The organism is Marinobacter flavimaris (genome assembly GCF_002933295.1).
In the GTDB taxonomy this organism is placed as follows: Bacteria; Pseudomonadota; Gammaproteobacteria; order Pseudomonadales; family Oleiphilaceae; genus Marinobacter; species Marinobacter flavimaris.
Genome location: NZ_PSSW01000001.1, coordinates 607,861 through 621,724 on the forward strand (window position 1 = coordinate 607,861; position 13,864 = coordinate 621,724).

A 13,864-nucleotide genomic window follows, 5' to 3' on the forward strand; every position below is an offset into this window, starting at 1 on the left:
TTCGCACCATGCCCATCGCCATTCTTATGTTTCTTTTGTTGTTGCCGGCGCAGAGCTGGGCCGGCTGGCTGTGGGGGCAGGCTGAAGACGATGCATTGAAAGTGCAGGTGGCGGAGCCCTATGTGTCCTGGCGAACCGGACCGGCAACGGGCTATCCGGTTTTTCATACCAGCGAAAAAGGGGAATGGCTGACCATTCTCCAGCGCAAGACAAGTTGGATCAAAGTGACGGATACCCGTGGCCGGGAGGGTTGGATAGCGGTTGCGGATATTGCGCAGACGGTGGATGCCACGGGTAATCGTATGGATCTTCAGGTGCCGGATTTTGAGGCTTTTGAAAGCCGGCGGGTGGAAGCCGGATTGATGATGGGGGAGTTTGACGGTGCCGCTGTCACGGCAGGCTACGGAGGCTTCTGGATGACCAGAAACCTGTCCGCCGAGCTTTGGGCTTCTCAGATTCTGGGCAGCGCCTCGGAAATTAGGATGGTTAATGCGAATCTGGTGCATCAGCCATTTCCTGACTGGCGGGTATCACCCTTTTTTACCCTGGGGGTCGGGCATATCTGGGTTGATCCCAAGGCCACTCTGGCTCAGCCCGAAGAACGGGATAACAGCATTGGCCATGCAGGGCTTGGCATCCGCGCCTACATCACCGATCGATATTTCATCCGTGCCGAAGTGAAGGACTACAAAGTGTTCACTACCCGGTCCACCAACGAAGAAGCGACAGAATGGAAAATCGGACTAAGCATCTTTTTCTGAAAACGCTGTGTCTCGGGGCAGGGCTATGCATAGCCACAGCAACCCAGGCCCAGGATGATCGGCCGCTGATCGAGCCGGATGTTACCCCGGTGCCGGTCACCGAGGCGCTGATTGACACCGAGAACTTTGAAATTGGCGCTTTTGTGGGCGTGCTCAATATTGAGGACTTCGAGTCGTCGCTGCTTTATGGCGGCAAGCTCACCTACCACCTCAGCGAGTCCTTCTTTTTCGAGGCCGGAGTCGGCTTCGCGGAGGGTGGAGAAACCAGTTTCGAGAAGCTGGCCGGTAACGTGGAGGTGCTTACCGACAGCGAGCGGGATTACAGCTATTACAACATCAACCTGGGTTACAACGTGCTTCCGGGCGAGGCCTTCCTCACCGAGAACTACGCATTCAACACCAATTTCTATCTGATTGCGGGTGCCGGCGCTACCGATTTTGCGGGTGACACCCGGTTTACCCTGAATGCCGGCGCGGGCTATCAGGTTCTGTTGACGGACAGCGTTGCAGTTCAGATTGGCGTAAGACAGCACTACTACCGAATAGATGTTCTTGGGGCCGAGAAAACCTCCATGAACACAGAGGTCAGCACTGGCCTGTCGGTCTTTTTCTGATTACAGGAGCAATGGTAATGAAAGCATCCATAAAATCACTGGCGGTGGCGGGCGTCCTGGCCTGTCTTAGCCCCATGGCGGGCGCCGAGGCCATCAATGTGCCAGCTCCGGATTTCACCCTGGAAAGCCGTTCCGGCGAAAACCTGAGGCTGGAGGACCATCGTGGTGAAGTGGTGATGCTGAACTTCTGGGCATCATGGTGTGGTCCCTGCCGCCAGGAAATGCCGCTGATGGATGAGCTTTACAGCCAATACAAGGATCTCGGCTTCACGATTCTGGCGGTCAATGTGGATGAGAATCGGGAAGAGGCCCATCGCTTCCTGGACAAGGTACCCGTGAATTACCCGATCCTCTACGATCCGGAAAGTTCGGTGAGCGAGCTTTATGAAGTGCAGGCCATGCCAACGACCGTGATGATCGATCGCGATGGTAATGCCCGGTATCTCCACTACGGCTATCAGCCGGGTTACGAAGACGAGTACGAACAGCAGATTCGCGAGCTGGTGCGCGAATAATTTTCGGACGGAACGTTTATGCGTAATTTGTCGATCTTCACTGCCTCTGCTCTTTTGGTCGTGACCTTCACGATCTCTGGATGCAGCTCAATCAAGCCGTGGGTAAAACCCTATGAACGGGACAATCTGGCGGATCCGGTCATGAGTCTCAGCCGTCATGGCAAGGCGGATTCCTATATGCATCACGTCTATCAGTCCCGGGAGTCTGCGCGGGGAGCAGAAGGCGGTTCTGGGGGTGGCTGTGGCTGTAACTGACGGCAAAAGGTTAGTACGCTCCGTCTGCGCTCTGTTCGTGCTGATGTTGGCCGGGCAACAGGCGATTGCGGCGACCTTGCCAGTGGATAACGTGGATGTTCTCTACCACCGCTATGACGGTGGTGGCATGGTCATCGATGGCCCCTCAGTTTTGGTGCGCAAGGGTATTGGCTCGTCGGTTTCGTTTTCCGGCCAGTACTATGTTGATTCCGTTTCGGCTGCCTCTGTGGACGTTCTGGCCACGGCGAGCCCTTACGAGGAAGAACGCAACGAGTACACCTTTGGTGTCGATTACCTGCACGATAAGTCCATTTTGAGTCTGGGTTTCACTAACAGTTCCGAAAACGATTACGAAGCCAACACCGTTTACTTCTCGCTCAGCCAGGAGTTTTTCGGGGGCATGTCCACAGTAACCATGGGCTATGCCAGCGGCTGGGATGAAGTGGGCCGGGTTGGCAACGATTCTTTCAGCGAGGAAGCTGATCGTCGGAACTATCAGCTCGGACTGAGCCAGGTCGTTACCCGCAACAGCCTGGTAGGCCTGGATCTTGAGGTGGTTACGGATGAGGGCTTCCTGCAGAACCCTTACCGACAAAATCGCTACATCGACCCGAACGATTCCACAGCGTTCCTGTATCAACCGGAGCGTTATCCGGAAACCCGAACAAGTACCTCCGTGGCCATGCGAGCGCTTTACTATCTGCCATATCGCGCCTCAATTCGCGGTGAATACCGTTATTTTTCCGATACCTGGGGCATCAACGCCCACACGGTCGAACTGGGATACGTGCACGGATTGAACCAGCACTGGACCCTTGAAGGTTCCATTCGTTACTACAGCCAGAGCGAGGCGGACTTTTACAGCGATCTTTTCCCATTCGAGAACTCCCAGACACACCTGGCACGTGACAAGGAACTCAGCTCCCTATCCGGGACAACCCTGGCGGTGGGCGCGGTCTACGAATGGAAGCAGACGTCGCTTCCCGGCATCGATCGCCTGCAGTTCAGCTTACTGGTGGACTGGCTGAATTTTGAATATGACAACTTCCGGGATGTCACCGCAGCAGGTGACTTTCTCCCCGGCGAAGAACCCCTATATTCCTTCGATGCCTACGTAACCCGGGCGTCGTTGATTCTTGAATACTGAGCATGCAGGAAGAACGACCATGGCCACTTGCTTGAACTCCCGATTTCCGGTGCTTTTAGCGGCATTGACCCTCGCCCTGACAGCCCCCGCATTTGCCCAGACCAATCCCGGGGCGGAGAAAGATGATACAGCCGTCGCCGAGCAGGTGGAGGCGCTCAAGAAGAAAGTGATACGCCTGAATCGTGACCTGTTTATCCTTGAGGAAGATCTGCTTTTTCCAGCCAATACCCAGGTTGCCGTGTTTCTCAGCGTTGATGCCGGGAAGTTTCTGAAGCTGGATGCGGTCAAACTGAAAGTCGACGACGAGATTGTTGCTTCCCACCTGTATACGGAGCGACAGGTGACTGCCCTTGAACGCGGTGGCATGCAGCGGCTATACGTCGGCAACCTGAAAACCGGCGTCCATGAGATGACGGCGTTTGTTGAGGGAATCGGCCCGGATCAGCGGCCTTACAAGCAGGCGGCCTCCCTGGAGTTTGAGAAGGGCACTGGAACGGCCGCTCTGGAAATCCGCGTTGAAGATCGCTCCTCCAACTACCAACCCTCCGTATCCATTGTGGAGTGGGAGTAAGCCGCGTCGTGGGATTGAAAGCAAGCCAGTCCTCAGGTCGACGCCCGTTCATTTACGCGGGTGCCCTATTGTGGCTGATGATGACCCCGGTCCATGCCGATGAGGCGCAACCCGAGCGGGCGAAGGACCTTCGTTATGGTTGGGCGCTGTACGAATACCATCAGGGTAACGCCTTCGAGGCTTTGACCCAGCTGGCCGTGGCACGCGAACGGGGCGGCATCAAGGGACACGGAGATCATCCGGCTCTCGTCGAGGGCGGGCTCATGCTGTCCTGGGGGATGACCCGAGAGGCGAGCAGGTTGTTTACGCAGCTACTCGGGGCCGATGGCGCCGGCAGCAATCTGTCGCCTGATGTGCGCAACCAGGCCTGGTTCTATCTCGGTAAGGTGTTTTACCTCGAGGGGAATCAGGCGCTCGCACGTGAGAACCTCAATCGTGTGGATGGCGAGATACTGGCCGAGGCCGACCACGATCTTTTCCGCGAATGGATTTATCTGCGCTCCCGGCTGGTCATGATGTCTGCCCGCCCTGATGATGAACCCGAACTGGCTTCGCTTCGGGAGCAGCTGGACGAAACGGACATCTGGTCCCTTTACCTCCGGTACAATTCCGCGGTCTCCGCTCTCGATGCGGCAGACGGAGCTGCCGCCGAAGAGGCACTGAAAAAGCTCATCGCCATCCTCGACCAGTCCATTGACTCCGTCGAGCCAGATGCCGAACGGGAGGGCCTGCTGGGCCGCGCTCGCCTCTCGCTTGCGGGCCTGTACCTGCGTGACAACCAGTTTGAGGCAGCTCTGGAGGTCCTGGGAGCCATGCCACTGACCGGCGTGTTCGCCGACCAGGCTCTCTTTGACTACGCCGTTGCCGCGGCGGGCCAGGGCAGGCCAGAGAGGGCTCTCGACGCCCTTGATACTCTCGCGAACCGTGAACTGTTTTTGCCCTGGCGCCAGCAGGTTCCCTTTGCCCGCGCCTATGTTCTTGAGCAGATGAACGCTCCACAGCGAGCATTGCCTGCGTTTAAAAAGGCGGCCGACCATTACCAGGCCCGTATCAGGGAGCTCGACAACATCCGGGATCGGCTGAATGAAGAAAACCTTATGGCCCAGCTTGAGTTCAGCCGTGACAGCGACGGGATTCTTACAGATTCCTATGGCCGGCTGCGCGTGCAGCCCCTCGATTCTGGTATGGCGGAAGTGCTGGCTTCGGAGACGTTCCAGCAGGCGCTTGCCGAATTGAACGAACTCTACCGAATGCAGTCCTTCATCGCCGAGCGGCAGTCCAGGTTTGAATCGTTCCGGATCATGCTGGAGACCCGTGAGCAGCAACGGCAGATTCGTATTGCCGAGACCCGTCGGGCACTCGAAACCCAACAGGCAGACCAGTGGCAGCAGTTGCACGAGGACTTCACGGACAGAATTTCCTCGGCGCTGGCAGACGAAGATGCGGGATTCTTCATGACCTCGCAACAAAAAGCGCTCAGAGACAAGCTCGCTGAGGTTGAGAAAACTCTGGCGGATTTGCCTGACGACGCGACGACCGCCAGGCAGCGTGCGACGTATCGGCGGATGCGTGCCTACTTCGATTGGTGGATTGCGGATGACTATGGAATCAATCGCTGGGCGGCGCAAAAACAGCTCATGCAACTGGATCGCGAGATGCAAAGCTTTCAGGCCCAGCGGCAACGGGTTGAAAGCCTGATGGCCGATGATGCCCGCCATGCGGAACTGGCTCGGCGGATCGCTGCCAGCGAACGGGAACTCGCGACTCTTGGAACAGAGGTGTCCGAGGCATTAGGCAGTGCCCGGCAAACACTCCTGGCGCAGGTTGATCGGATGCTGGCTGCCCAGCAACAGGAGCTTAATGGATACCTGCTGGCCTCTCGCCACGCCCAGGCGAGGCTGGCGGACCAGTTGTTCCGCGCATCGCAAAATGCAGGTGCCGGTGATGAATAATCGGATGGCCGGCAGGACTGTTAAAGGCCTCCTCATGGTTGGGGCCCTTGTCATGGCGAGTGGCTGCCAGATGTTGCAGTCGATGATGCCTGCCGGTGGCGAAGAAATGCCGCGAGTCCGTGAGGGCACACTGGCTGCGCTTCCGACGATCGAAACGCGGCAGGAAAGTGCCGATGCAGCGGCGGTCAGCGACCCCGCAGAAGATGTTTCCATTGAAACGGTAATGGACAGTTACAAGGCGCTTTTGCCACTCGTAGAGGATCCCCGCAAGCAGGTTACCATCAGGCATCGGTTGGCCGATCTGGAATTCCAGCGTGCGGAGCGGAAAATGGCGGATTCGGCTGTCGATGAACTGTCTGGCGCCATCGATGCCTACCAGCGCCTTCTGTCGGAATATCCAGAGCGTGAGGGCAATGACCAGATCTATTATCAGCTTGCCAGAGCCTGGGAGCTTCGAGGCGCGACACCGCAGCAGCTTGATGCACTGAATACTCTGGTCCGCCGCTACCCGGATTCAGAATACTGGGTTGAGGCTCAATTCCGCCGCGGCGATCTGTTGTTTATCGATGGCCGATACGGGGAAGCGGAACAGGCTTTCGACGAGGTTACCCTCGCGAGCCAGGAACGCATGGCCGATCCCTCGTTCCTGGTGAACGCGCATTACATGAAGGGCTGGAGTCTTTTCAAACAGGCGCAATACCAGGAAGCGCTCTTCAGTTACGTTGAAGTGCTTGATCTCGTCATGCCCGAGGGCAGGCCGGTGGCGGACGTGGATCAGCGAAGCCAGACACTGATCGAAGATCTGTTCAGGGTGGTAGGGCTGTCCCTGTCGTACCTTGACGGAGCGGAAACCCTCCAGGCGCTTTTCCGCCAAACGGGTGGTCGCCCCTACGAAATCCTGGTCTACGACCGCTACAGCGAGCTCTTGCTCGAGAGAGAGCAATACAGTGATGCCATCGATGTCTTCGAAGCCTACATAGAAGACCATCCGGAGAGTCCCTGGGCGCCGCGCTACCACATCCGGATCATTGATACCCTTGAGCTGGCCGGTTTCACCCGTACGATCCCTGAACGAAAGGCCGGCTTTGTCAGCCTTTACGGAATCTACAGCGATTACTGGCAGTCAGCGGGCCCCGATGCAATTGGCTTTATCGAGCAACAACTGGAACAACTGTTGCCGGAACTGGCGGACCGCCAGTACCTGCTGGCAGGGGAGGCGGAGGATGATCAGCAGGCGGACGATCATTACCGCAAAGCCGCCAGTTATTACGCCGAATTTGCGGCTACCTTTCCGGACCACCCCCGTACACCGGAGCGGCTGTTCCTTCTGGGTGAGACTTACCTGGAGCTGGAAGACTGGCCGGCAGCAATCGCAGCTTTCGAACGCGTGGCCTATGACTATCCGGAAGACACAGTAGCCGATCGGGCAGCTGAAGCCGGGTATGCCTCGGTGCTGGCATTCCGGGAGTACTCGCAAACCTGGGAGAGTGAACCGGTATCGGAGCGGATGGCCTATCAGGAGCTGCAACAACTGAACCGGCTGCGGTTCGCAAATGCGTTTCCCGGCGACGCCCGGGCACCGGCGGTGTATTACATTGCGCTGCAGCGTGAATTTGACCTGAACAACTGGGAAGAGACCGTCAATATGGCGGCCCGACTTGTTACCTGGCAACCCACGCCCCCGGATGAATTGACGACGGAAGCTTTGCTGTTATCCGGGCACAGCCTCTCCGAACTGGCCCGATACGCCGAGGCGGAACAGGCTTATCGTGACGCCCTGGCAACAATGGCCGAAGACGATGAACGCAGAAGCGGCGTTCGTGAAAATCTGGCAGCCGCGGTCTATCGACAGGCGGAGCAGTTAGCTGATGCCGGAAATGTGGAGGCTGCGGTGAGCGAATTCCTGCGAGTCGGCACGGCCGTTCCAGAATCCGCTCTGCGGGCAAACGCCGAATACGATGCTGCATCACTTCTTATCACTGCCAATCTCTGGGAGCAGGCCATCGGTGTGCTGACCAGTTTCAGGCGGTCTTTCCCCAATCACGAGCTGATTGACACAGTCCCTGCAAAACTGGCGTTGGCCTACCGTGAAACGGAGCAGTGGGAGCGAGCCGCCGACGAACTCCAGCAAATGGTCTCCCTCGCCAAGACGCCGGAAGAGCGAAGGGAAAACCTGTTGATTGCAGCAGAACTGTACGATCAGGCCGGTAACCGGGAGAAGGCGATTGATACCTGGCGAAATTACGCCAACAGCCACCCCGAGCCGACGGACGTCTACATGGAAGCGGCCAATCGGCTGGCTGAGCTCTATCAGGAAGACGGGGATGCCGAAAGCAGGGATTACTGGTTGCGAAAGCAGATGGAAACGGTGGACCGGGACCCGGACGCCGCAGACGATCGCATGCGGTACCTTGCGGCGTCAGCCTCTGCAATCCTCGCCCGCGACGCCCTTGCCAGGTATGACGGCATCAGGCTGACTCTTCCACTCAATCAAAGCATGACAGCGAAGACCGATGCGCTTGAACGAGCGGTCAACGCCTACAAGAAGACGGCCAGCTATGGCCTTTCATCATTTGCAACCGAGGCCGGTTACCAGATCGCCCACATCTATGCACGCCTAGGTGCCGATCTCATGGACTCGGAGCGGCCCACCGGATTGAGCGAGCTTGAACTGGCTCAGTACGAGCTTCTCCTGGAAGAGCAGGCCTACCCGTTTGAGGACAACGCCATCGATATCCACGAGCAGAATATCCGGCGGGCCCGGGAGGGCATTTTCGATGAATGGGTCAAGCGCAGTTACGAGGCCTTGAAAGCCCTGTTGCCCGGACGTTATCGGAAAGAAGAAGTTACCCAGGGGGTTGTCTATGAGCTCGATTAAGGCCTGTGGACTCTGTCTTTTCGTGATGTTTTCGCTTTCGGGGTGTGTAACGGCGCCGGCGCCGCCGGAGTCTGAGGCAGAAGTTGAGCAAGCTGTACTGGAAGCGTCATTCGCCAAGGCCGTGAGTGCCATGGAGGAGGGAAATCTCGCCGAGGCCAAAACCCGATTCGAGCAACTGGCGAGCGACTACCCCGGAAGAGCCGGCCCCATGGCCAACCTTGGCATTATTGCGTTCCAGGAAGAGGATACCGAGACCGCGAAAAGTTGGTTTGAACGCACGCTGGCGGTGAATCCGGAACATGTGCAGGCGCTGAATCATCTGGGAGTAATTGCCCGGAACGCAGGAGAATTCGACGAAGCAGAACGGTATTATCGCGCGGCACTGTCTGCTGATCCGAATTACGCGCCTGCTATCCTTAATCTGGCCTTCCTGCTTGATATCTACCTGGGTAAACCTTCCGAGGCGGTCGACCTTTATGAGCGTTATCAGTCCGCGGCCAGTGAGCCGCACCCCAGACTGGAAGACTGGATCTTCGATGCCAAAAACAGAATCTAATGTGGACTATGTGATATGAAACGTCTCGCGCTAATCGCTCTGGCAGTTTCCGCCCTGTTGCCCACGGCGCCGATGGTCTTCGCCCAGGACGCCCCGGGTGTGGTTACCATTGAGGGCACGCGAATCCGTGGCGATCAGGAAGTGCCTACGGTGATGTATCTGGTGCCCTGGCAGCCACCGGAAGTGGACGAGTTGCGTGCGCCAGAAGAACGCCTGATGGTTGATCAGGGTCTCCGGCCATTGGAACGCTATGAGTTCCAGCGTTTTATCAAGTACCACGAAGCGTTTATCAAACAGACCCAGGCCAGCACAGGGCAGTAGAGTGTGATGCCTGTCACGTCATGAGTGTGTTCCTGCGCAAGATTAAACAAACCCTCACACAGACTTTCGCGAACTTACCCTTGCAGGGGAGTGACGCGCTTAGACTGATCTGAAAACCGGACCATGGAGTGCCCAGAAAATGATCGATACCGCCGTTCGCTTCTTCCAGGAAGGTGGCTTTTTTATGTTTCCGATTGCAGTTGTGCTGATTGTCGGACTCATTGTTGCCATTGAACGTTACGTTTACCTTTCCGCCCAGAAACTGACCAACCGTCGGGACTTCAACCGCCTGCATCAGATGATCGCCAAGCGTGACCTGAAGGGCGCCCTGAACTACACCCAGGAATCCGGTAGTGCCATGTCGACCATGATCGGCTTCGGCCTTCAGCGCCTTGCCCGCCGCCAGGGTCGTGAAGAGATCGAATACGCGATGGAAGAGGGGTTACTGGATGTGATGCCGCGTTTGGAAAAGCGCACCCAGTATCTGGCAACGCTGGCCAACATTGCCACGCTGCTTGGCCTGCTGGGTACCATTATCGGGTTGATTGCAGCATTTACGGCGGTAGCTGCAGCGGATCCGGCCCAGAAGGCGAGCCTTCTGTCCCAGAGTATCTCGGTTGCCATGAACACCACCGCCTTCGGCCTTATGTCTGCTATTCCCATGCTGCTGATCCACTCACTGCTGCAGACCAAGACCAATGAGATCGTCGACAGCTTTGAGATGGCGGGCATCAAGGTCCTGAACCTCCTCAGCGATGGTTCCGGGAGTAAGACCGCCGCTCAACCACAGGGACAGAATGCCGCTTCGCCGGCACAGGCAGCGACTCCGGCCGGTAGCCCGGCCTGATAACCAGCCAGAAGGATGTCAGGCCATGAGACGGAAGCATCGTCGCCTACAAAGTGAGGCCGATCTCGACATCACGCCCTTCATGAATCTCATGATTGTGCTGGTGCCGGTACTGCTGCTGAATATGGTGTTCGCCCACACCAGCGTTCTGGAACTCAACTTCCCGACCGGTGACAGCCTTTCGGCCCAGCAGGCGGAAGAGCTGCAGATCCAGGTGGTGATCTATGAGGATCGCCTGGTCGTTGCGGATAACCAGGGCGGCGTCATCAAGAACATCCCCCAGCGCGAGGGCGAGTATGATTTCGTTCTGCTCAAGGATGTCATGAAGGAAATCAAGAGCCGTGTGCCCGACAAAAAGGATGTGATTATTATGCCGTCCCGGCAGACGTCCTATCAGTCTCTGGTCTCGGTGATGGACACGGTGCGCTCATACGAGGCAGTAGTGGCTGGTAGTGTGGTTGAAGCGGAGCTGTTCCCCGAGATCTCTCTCGGCGATGCGCCCGCACAGCCTTCGGGATCCGCGGAGGTGAGTTCATGAAAGAATCTGCCAAGGCCCGCCGCCAGAAACGCCATTACCGGCGCAATAAAAGCCAGGGAAAGATGAACCTGGTCTCGTTGATGGATATCTTCACCATCCTGGTGTTCTTCCTGATGGTGAACTCCTCCTCCGACGTACAGGTATTGAACCAGAACAATACTATCAAACTGCCGGATTCCACCGCTCAGCAACCCCCTGGTGACGTCCTGGCCCTCACCGTCACAGACCGGGATATCCTGGTGAACGGTCGGCTGGTAGTGAAACGCGACGCCTTCCAGACGTTTGACGGACAGGTGGAGCCTGCCCTGAAGCAGGAACTGGACTATCAGGCCAGTCGCTCGTCGGCACCTGCCCCGGATGCGGGTCGACCAATTACCATTCTTGCAGACCGCGAACTGCCCTACGAGCTGCTGAAAAAAATCATGTCCACCTGTGTGGACGCCGGTTACGCCAGTATTTCCCTGGCGGTTAATCAGCGTGCGGAACAGGGAGCCTGACCATGATGGATTATCGGTACGGATTGCCCTGGAATCAGGAGCGTGGTGAACGTAAGCGGTTGTTGGCCGCCGCTGTTTTTGTGATGCCATTGTTCCTTGCATTTGCAGGTTATGTCAGTTGGGTCGAGCTGCCAGAACGTGACAGGCAGGAACAGGAAGCTCTGCCGCCTCAGCTGGCCAAGCTGATCATCGAGAAAAAGGAGCCCCCAAAACCGGTGTTGCCCGAGCCGGAGCCCGAACCGCCGAAGCCTGAGGAGAAGCCGGTGGAACAGGCCAAACCAGAGCCCAAGCCGGAGCCGGTTCCTGAACCGGTGATGCCGGAACCCGAGCCGGAGCCTCAGGTAGCCGAAAAACCGGAGCCCAAGCCAGAACCCAAGCCTGAAGAGGTCGCCAAGGCGCGGGAGAAGGCAAAGAATACCGGTATTCTGGCAATGGGGAACGAACTGAAAAAACTCAGTTCGCTGGCGGAGTCGGTCAAGCTGGATGGCCCGGTTGCCAATACAGCGGAACCTATTGCCCGCAAAACCGGTGATACTTTGGCCTCGCGCGCGACCGCGAGCGCGAAGAGCAGTGGGGTGAACGAGGAAGCGCTCAATCGGGAGGCCGGTCAGGTCGCCCTGGCCGAGCGTCAGCGCGCGGAAGTTGCCGAAGCAGAGAGAGTTGCTGCGGTGAAAGAGGCGGCACGCAAGGAACAGCAGGAAACTGCGGCCAGAACCCGGAGCAAGGAAGAGTTGCGCCGGACCATGGATGCCAACAAATCCGCGATCTACAGCATCTACAACCGGGAGCTTCGTCGCAAACCGTCGCTGCAAGGAAGTATTACCCCGGAGTTGGTCATTGAGCCGAACGGTGCAGTATCGAGTTGTTCGGTGGTGGAATCTACACTCAATGAGCCGGCGCTGGAGAGCAAGATCTGCAATCGTCTGAGGTTGGTGGATTTCGGGGCCCGACCGGGCGTTGATCAAACCAAGATCCGTTATCCGATCGAATTGCTGTCCAGCTAGGGCGCTGGACAGCAAGGATGCCGCTTAGCGTTTCCGGGTTGTGGTCGCGATCACGACACTGACCAGTCCGGAGCCTACCAGGGCACCAACGAAAGGCATCAGGGTGGGAATGCTGCCGGGGAAGCTGGCAGCTTCCAATCCGGCCATCAGGCTGCCACCGGTAATCCATCCGGGCAGAATCGCGCCGAAAAGTCCCGCCAGACAGCCCAGGATCGCCGCCCTCGTGGTCATCTTTCCCCAGAGCCCCATCAGTACAGGCAGAACCGCCGTGGCGCAAAGCAGGTCTGCGATCAAAAATAGCCGCAGCACGGAAATCCCCTGAAGTGCCACCAGAACCACAGGAATCATCAGCAGCACGGTAAACCATCGGGCACTGACAATGGACAACCCCTGTTTTTCGGTAACCGCCAGCGACGCAAGTGCGTTCTGCAGGGTATCCACCGAGGATGCCACGAGTGTGATGGCCAGGATCAGGGCCGGTAAAGCGAGCCAGGCCGGCGCATCAGCAAGCAAGGCAAAAAACGGAATCGGCGGGCTGCCCAGGTCGGCGCCGCTCATGGCCGCCAGTATTCCCAGCCCGCCAACCACGGCGACAACGGCGATGGTGACCACGCCGCCCAGCAACGCGCCGCGGCTCAGGGCGTCCGTATCACGAGCCGACCATAAACGCTGCCAGTATCCCTGGTGGAAAAGGTTGGCGGCGGTGACGGCAATCACCAGAGTCAGCGCCACGCTCAGGGCTGCCGACGCAGGGATATCCGGTAGCGCTGCGGGTGCTGCGTCCGGAAGCTTGCCTACGGCAACAAAACTGACGATAGCCAGCAAGCCGATCAGTAACAGTGCCTGCCATTGGTCGGTAACGATGCTGGCCCTGAGACCACCGACAGCGGTGTATACCAGCGTGGTTATGGCAACGCCAATGACCACAATGCCGCCATCAATACCGGAAAGCAGCGACGTTATGGCACCAATGGCAGTAAGCTCCGCGGTGAGAAAGCAAAGCATGTAGAGCACCGAGATCGTCGAAACGTAGCGGCGTACGCCATTGCCATAACAGGCGTTGGCGAATTCGCCGATGCTGCGTCCTTCCGGAAGGAAGCGGCGAATAGCGGGGCCACAGAAGGCGAACACGATAAACGGCAAGGCGGCGCCCAGGGCATAGCCAGCCAGAGCCAGAGGGCCGACCAGTGCGCCAACCTCAGGCGGGGCAAACAGTATCCAGCCGCCCATGCCGGAAGCGAGGAAAGACAGTCCGAGGGCCCTGGCTCCCTGACTGTTTCTTGCCGTTACATAGTCATCCAGTCCGCCGTCGGCGAGACGGGCTCTCAGTCCGAGCCAGGCAAACAGGATCATGGCGACCACGATCGCCGCGAGGGTGGTATAAAACATCGGGAGGTTCTCCGCCGTT

At 57.9% G+C, this 13,864-nt stretch carries 15 protein-coding genes; 14 read left to right on the forward strand and 1 reads right to left on the reverse strand.

The genetic code is table 11. From position 1 onward, the window contains the following. Positions 1-8: 8 nt before the first annotated feature. The 14 genes from MDHKLMBL_RS02790 to MDHKLMBL_RS02855 all read left to right on the forward strand — a co-directional run bounded on the left by MDHKLMBL_RS02790 (position 9) and on the right by MDHKLMBL_RS02855 (position 12,456). Complete coding sequence (locus tag MDHKLMBL_RS02790) at positions 9-761, forward strand: SH3 domain-containing protein (protein WP_104270055.1); 753 nt, start codon at positions 9-11, stop codon at positions 759-761. Then, a complete protein-coding gene (locus tag MDHKLMBL_RS02795) occupies positions 731-1,375 on the forward strand; it encodes an outer membrane beta-barrel domain-containing protein (protein ID WP_008174661.1) in 645 nt (214 codons plus the stop codon). The genes MDHKLMBL_RS02790 and MDHKLMBL_RS02795 overlap by 31 nt, the downstream gene beginning before the upstream one ends. Before the next feature lie 11 nt (positions 1,376-1,386). Continuing rightward, a complete protein-coding gene (locus tag MDHKLMBL_RS02800) occupies positions 1,387-1,890 on the forward strand; it encodes a TlpA family protein disulfide reductase (RefSeq protein ID WP_014577483.1) in 504 nt (167 codons plus the stop codon). Between the two features lie 18 nt (positions 1,891-1,908). Further along, positions 1,909-2,145, forward strand: a complete 237-nt coding sequence (locus MDHKLMBL_RS02805; protein WP_104270056.1) for a DUF4266 domain-containing protein — start codon at positions 1,909-1,911, stop codon at positions 2,143-2,145. Beyond that, entirely contained in the window at positions 2,132-3,292 is a 1,161-nt protein-coding gene (locus MDHKLMBL_RS02810; RefSeq protein ID WP_039882068.1) for a DUF3570 domain-containing protein, read from the forward strand. The genes MDHKLMBL_RS02805 and MDHKLMBL_RS02810 overlap by 14 nt, the downstream gene beginning before the upstream one ends. Before the next feature lie 19 nt (positions 3,293-3,311). Next, positions 3,312-3,863, forward strand: coding sequence for a hypothetical protein (locus tag MDHKLMBL_RS02815; protein ID WP_041645288.1), 552 nt, complete (start codon positions 3,312-3,314; stop codon positions 3,861-3,863). Positions 3,864-3,871: 8 nt separating this feature from the next. Then, complete coding sequence (locus MDHKLMBL_RS02820; protein WP_241956160.1) at positions 3,872-5,815, forward strand: hypothetical protein; 1,944 nt, start codon at positions 3,872-3,874, stop codon at positions 5,813-5,815. Next, the gene (locus MDHKLMBL_RS02825) at positions 5,808-8,693 is read left to right on the forward strand and encodes a tetratricopeptide repeat protein (protein WP_104270139.1); all 2,886 of its coding nucleotides are present in this window, start codon (positions 5,808-5,810) and stop codon (positions 8,691-8,693) included. Before MDHKLMBL_RS02820 ends, MDHKLMBL_RS02825 begins: the two co-directional genes overlap by 8 nt. Then, entirely contained in the window at positions 8,680-9,249 is a 570-nt protein-coding gene (locus MDHKLMBL_RS02830; protein WP_053112302.1) for a tetratricopeptide repeat protein, read from the forward strand. The genes MDHKLMBL_RS02825 and MDHKLMBL_RS02830 overlap by 14 nt, the downstream gene beginning before the upstream one ends. 15 nt (positions 9,250-9,264) lie before the next feature. Then, entirely contained in the window at positions 9,265-9,570 is a 306-nt protein-coding gene (locus tag MDHKLMBL_RS02835) for a hypothetical protein (protein WP_008174672.1), read from the forward strand. 139 nt (positions 9,571-9,709) lie between these two features. After that, positions 9,710-10,417: a MotA/TolQ/ExbB proton channel family protein gene (locus MDHKLMBL_RS02840; RefSeq protein WP_104270057.1), complete on the forward strand. Its 708-nt coding sequence runs from the start codon at positions 9,710-9,712 to the stop codon at positions 10,415-10,417. A gap of 25 nt (positions 10,418-10,442) precedes the next feature. Continuing rightward, positions 10,443-10,955, forward strand: coding sequence for an ExbD/TolR family protein (locus MDHKLMBL_RS02845; protein WP_104270058.1), 513 nt, complete (start codon positions 10,443-10,445; stop codon positions 10,953-10,955). Further along, a complete protein-coding gene (locus MDHKLMBL_RS02850; RefSeq protein ID WP_008174676.1) occupies positions 10,952-11,452 on the forward strand; it encodes an ExbD/TolR family protein in 501 nt (166 codons plus the stop codon). The genes MDHKLMBL_RS02845 and MDHKLMBL_RS02850 overlap by 4 nt, the downstream gene beginning before the upstream one ends. Before the next feature lie 2 nt (positions 11,453-11,454). Then, a complete protein-coding gene (locus MDHKLMBL_RS02855; RefSeq protein WP_104270059.1) occupies positions 11,455-12,456 on the forward strand; it encodes an AgmX/PglI C-terminal domain-containing protein in 1,002 nt (333 codons plus the stop codon). A gap of 24 nt (positions 12,457-12,480) precedes the next feature. On the opposite strand, the gene MDHKLMBL_RS02860 is transcribed toward MDHKLMBL_RS02855, so the two are convergent. Then, a complete protein-coding gene (locus MDHKLMBL_RS02860; protein WP_008174680.1) occupies positions 12,481-13,845 on the reverse strand; it encodes a sodium:solute symporter family transporter in 1,365 nt (454 codons plus the stop codon). Positions 13,846-13,864: the final 19 nt, after the last annotated feature.

What these genes read in the sequence shown, in the direction of transcription:
- MDHKLMBL_RS02795 (WP_008174661.1), top strand. Translation starts at nt 731, where the DNA reads ATGGAAAATCGGACTAAGCATCTTTTTCTGAAAACGCTGTGTCTCGGG.
- MDHKLMBL_RS02815 (WP_041645288.1), top strand. Translation starts at nt 3,312, where the DNA reads ATGGCCACTTGCTTGAACTCCCGATTTCCGGTGCTTTTAGCGGCATTG.
- MDHKLMBL_RS02840 (WP_104270057.1), top strand. Translation starts at nt 9,710, where the DNA reads ATGATCGATACCGCCGTTCGCTTCTTCCAGGAAGGTGGCTTTTTTATG.
- MDHKLMBL_RS02805 (WP_104270056.1), top strand. Translation starts at nt 1,909, where the DNA reads ATGCGTAATTTGTCGATCTTCACTGCCTCTGCTCTTTTGGTCGTGACC.
- MDHKLMBL_RS02855 (WP_104270059.1), top strand. Translation starts at nt 11,455, where the DNA reads ATGATGGATTATCGGTACGGATTGCCCTGGAATCAGGAGCGTGGTGAA.
- MDHKLMBL_RS02825 (WP_104270139.1), top strand. Translation starts at nt 5,808, where the DNA reads ATGAATAATCGGATGGCCGGCAGGACTGTTAAAGGCCTCCTCATGGTT.
- MDHKLMBL_RS02800 (WP_014577483.1), top strand. Translation starts at nt 1,387, where the DNA reads ATGGTAATGAAAGCATCCATAAAATCACTGGCGGTGGCGGGCGTCCTG.
- MDHKLMBL_RS02845 (WP_104270058.1), top strand. Translation starts at nt 10,443, where the DNA reads ATGAGACGGAAGCATCGTCGCCTACAAAGTGAGGCCGATCTCGACATC.
- MDHKLMBL_RS02860 (WP_008174680.1), bottom strand. Translation starts at nt 13,845, where the DNA reads ATGTTTTATACCACCCTCGCGGCGATCGTGGTCGCCATGATCCTGTTT.
- MDHKLMBL_RS02830 (WP_053112302.1), top strand. Translation starts at nt 8,680, where the DNA reads ATGAGCTCGATTAAGGCCTGTGGACTCTGTCTTTTCGTGATGTTTTCG.
- MDHKLMBL_RS02835 (WP_008174672.1), top strand. Translation starts at nt 9,265, where the DNA reads ATGAAACGTCTCGCGCTAATCGCTCTGGCAGTTTCCGCCCTGTTGCCC.
- MDHKLMBL_RS02850 (WP_008174676.1), top strand. Translation starts at nt 10,952, where the DNA reads ATGAAAGAATCTGCCAAGGCCCGCCGCCAGAAACGCCATTACCGGCGC.
- MDHKLMBL_RS02790 (WP_104270055.1), top strand. Translation starts at nt 9, where the DNA reads ATGCCCATCGCCATTCTTATGTTTCTTTTGTTGTTGCCGGCGCAGAGC.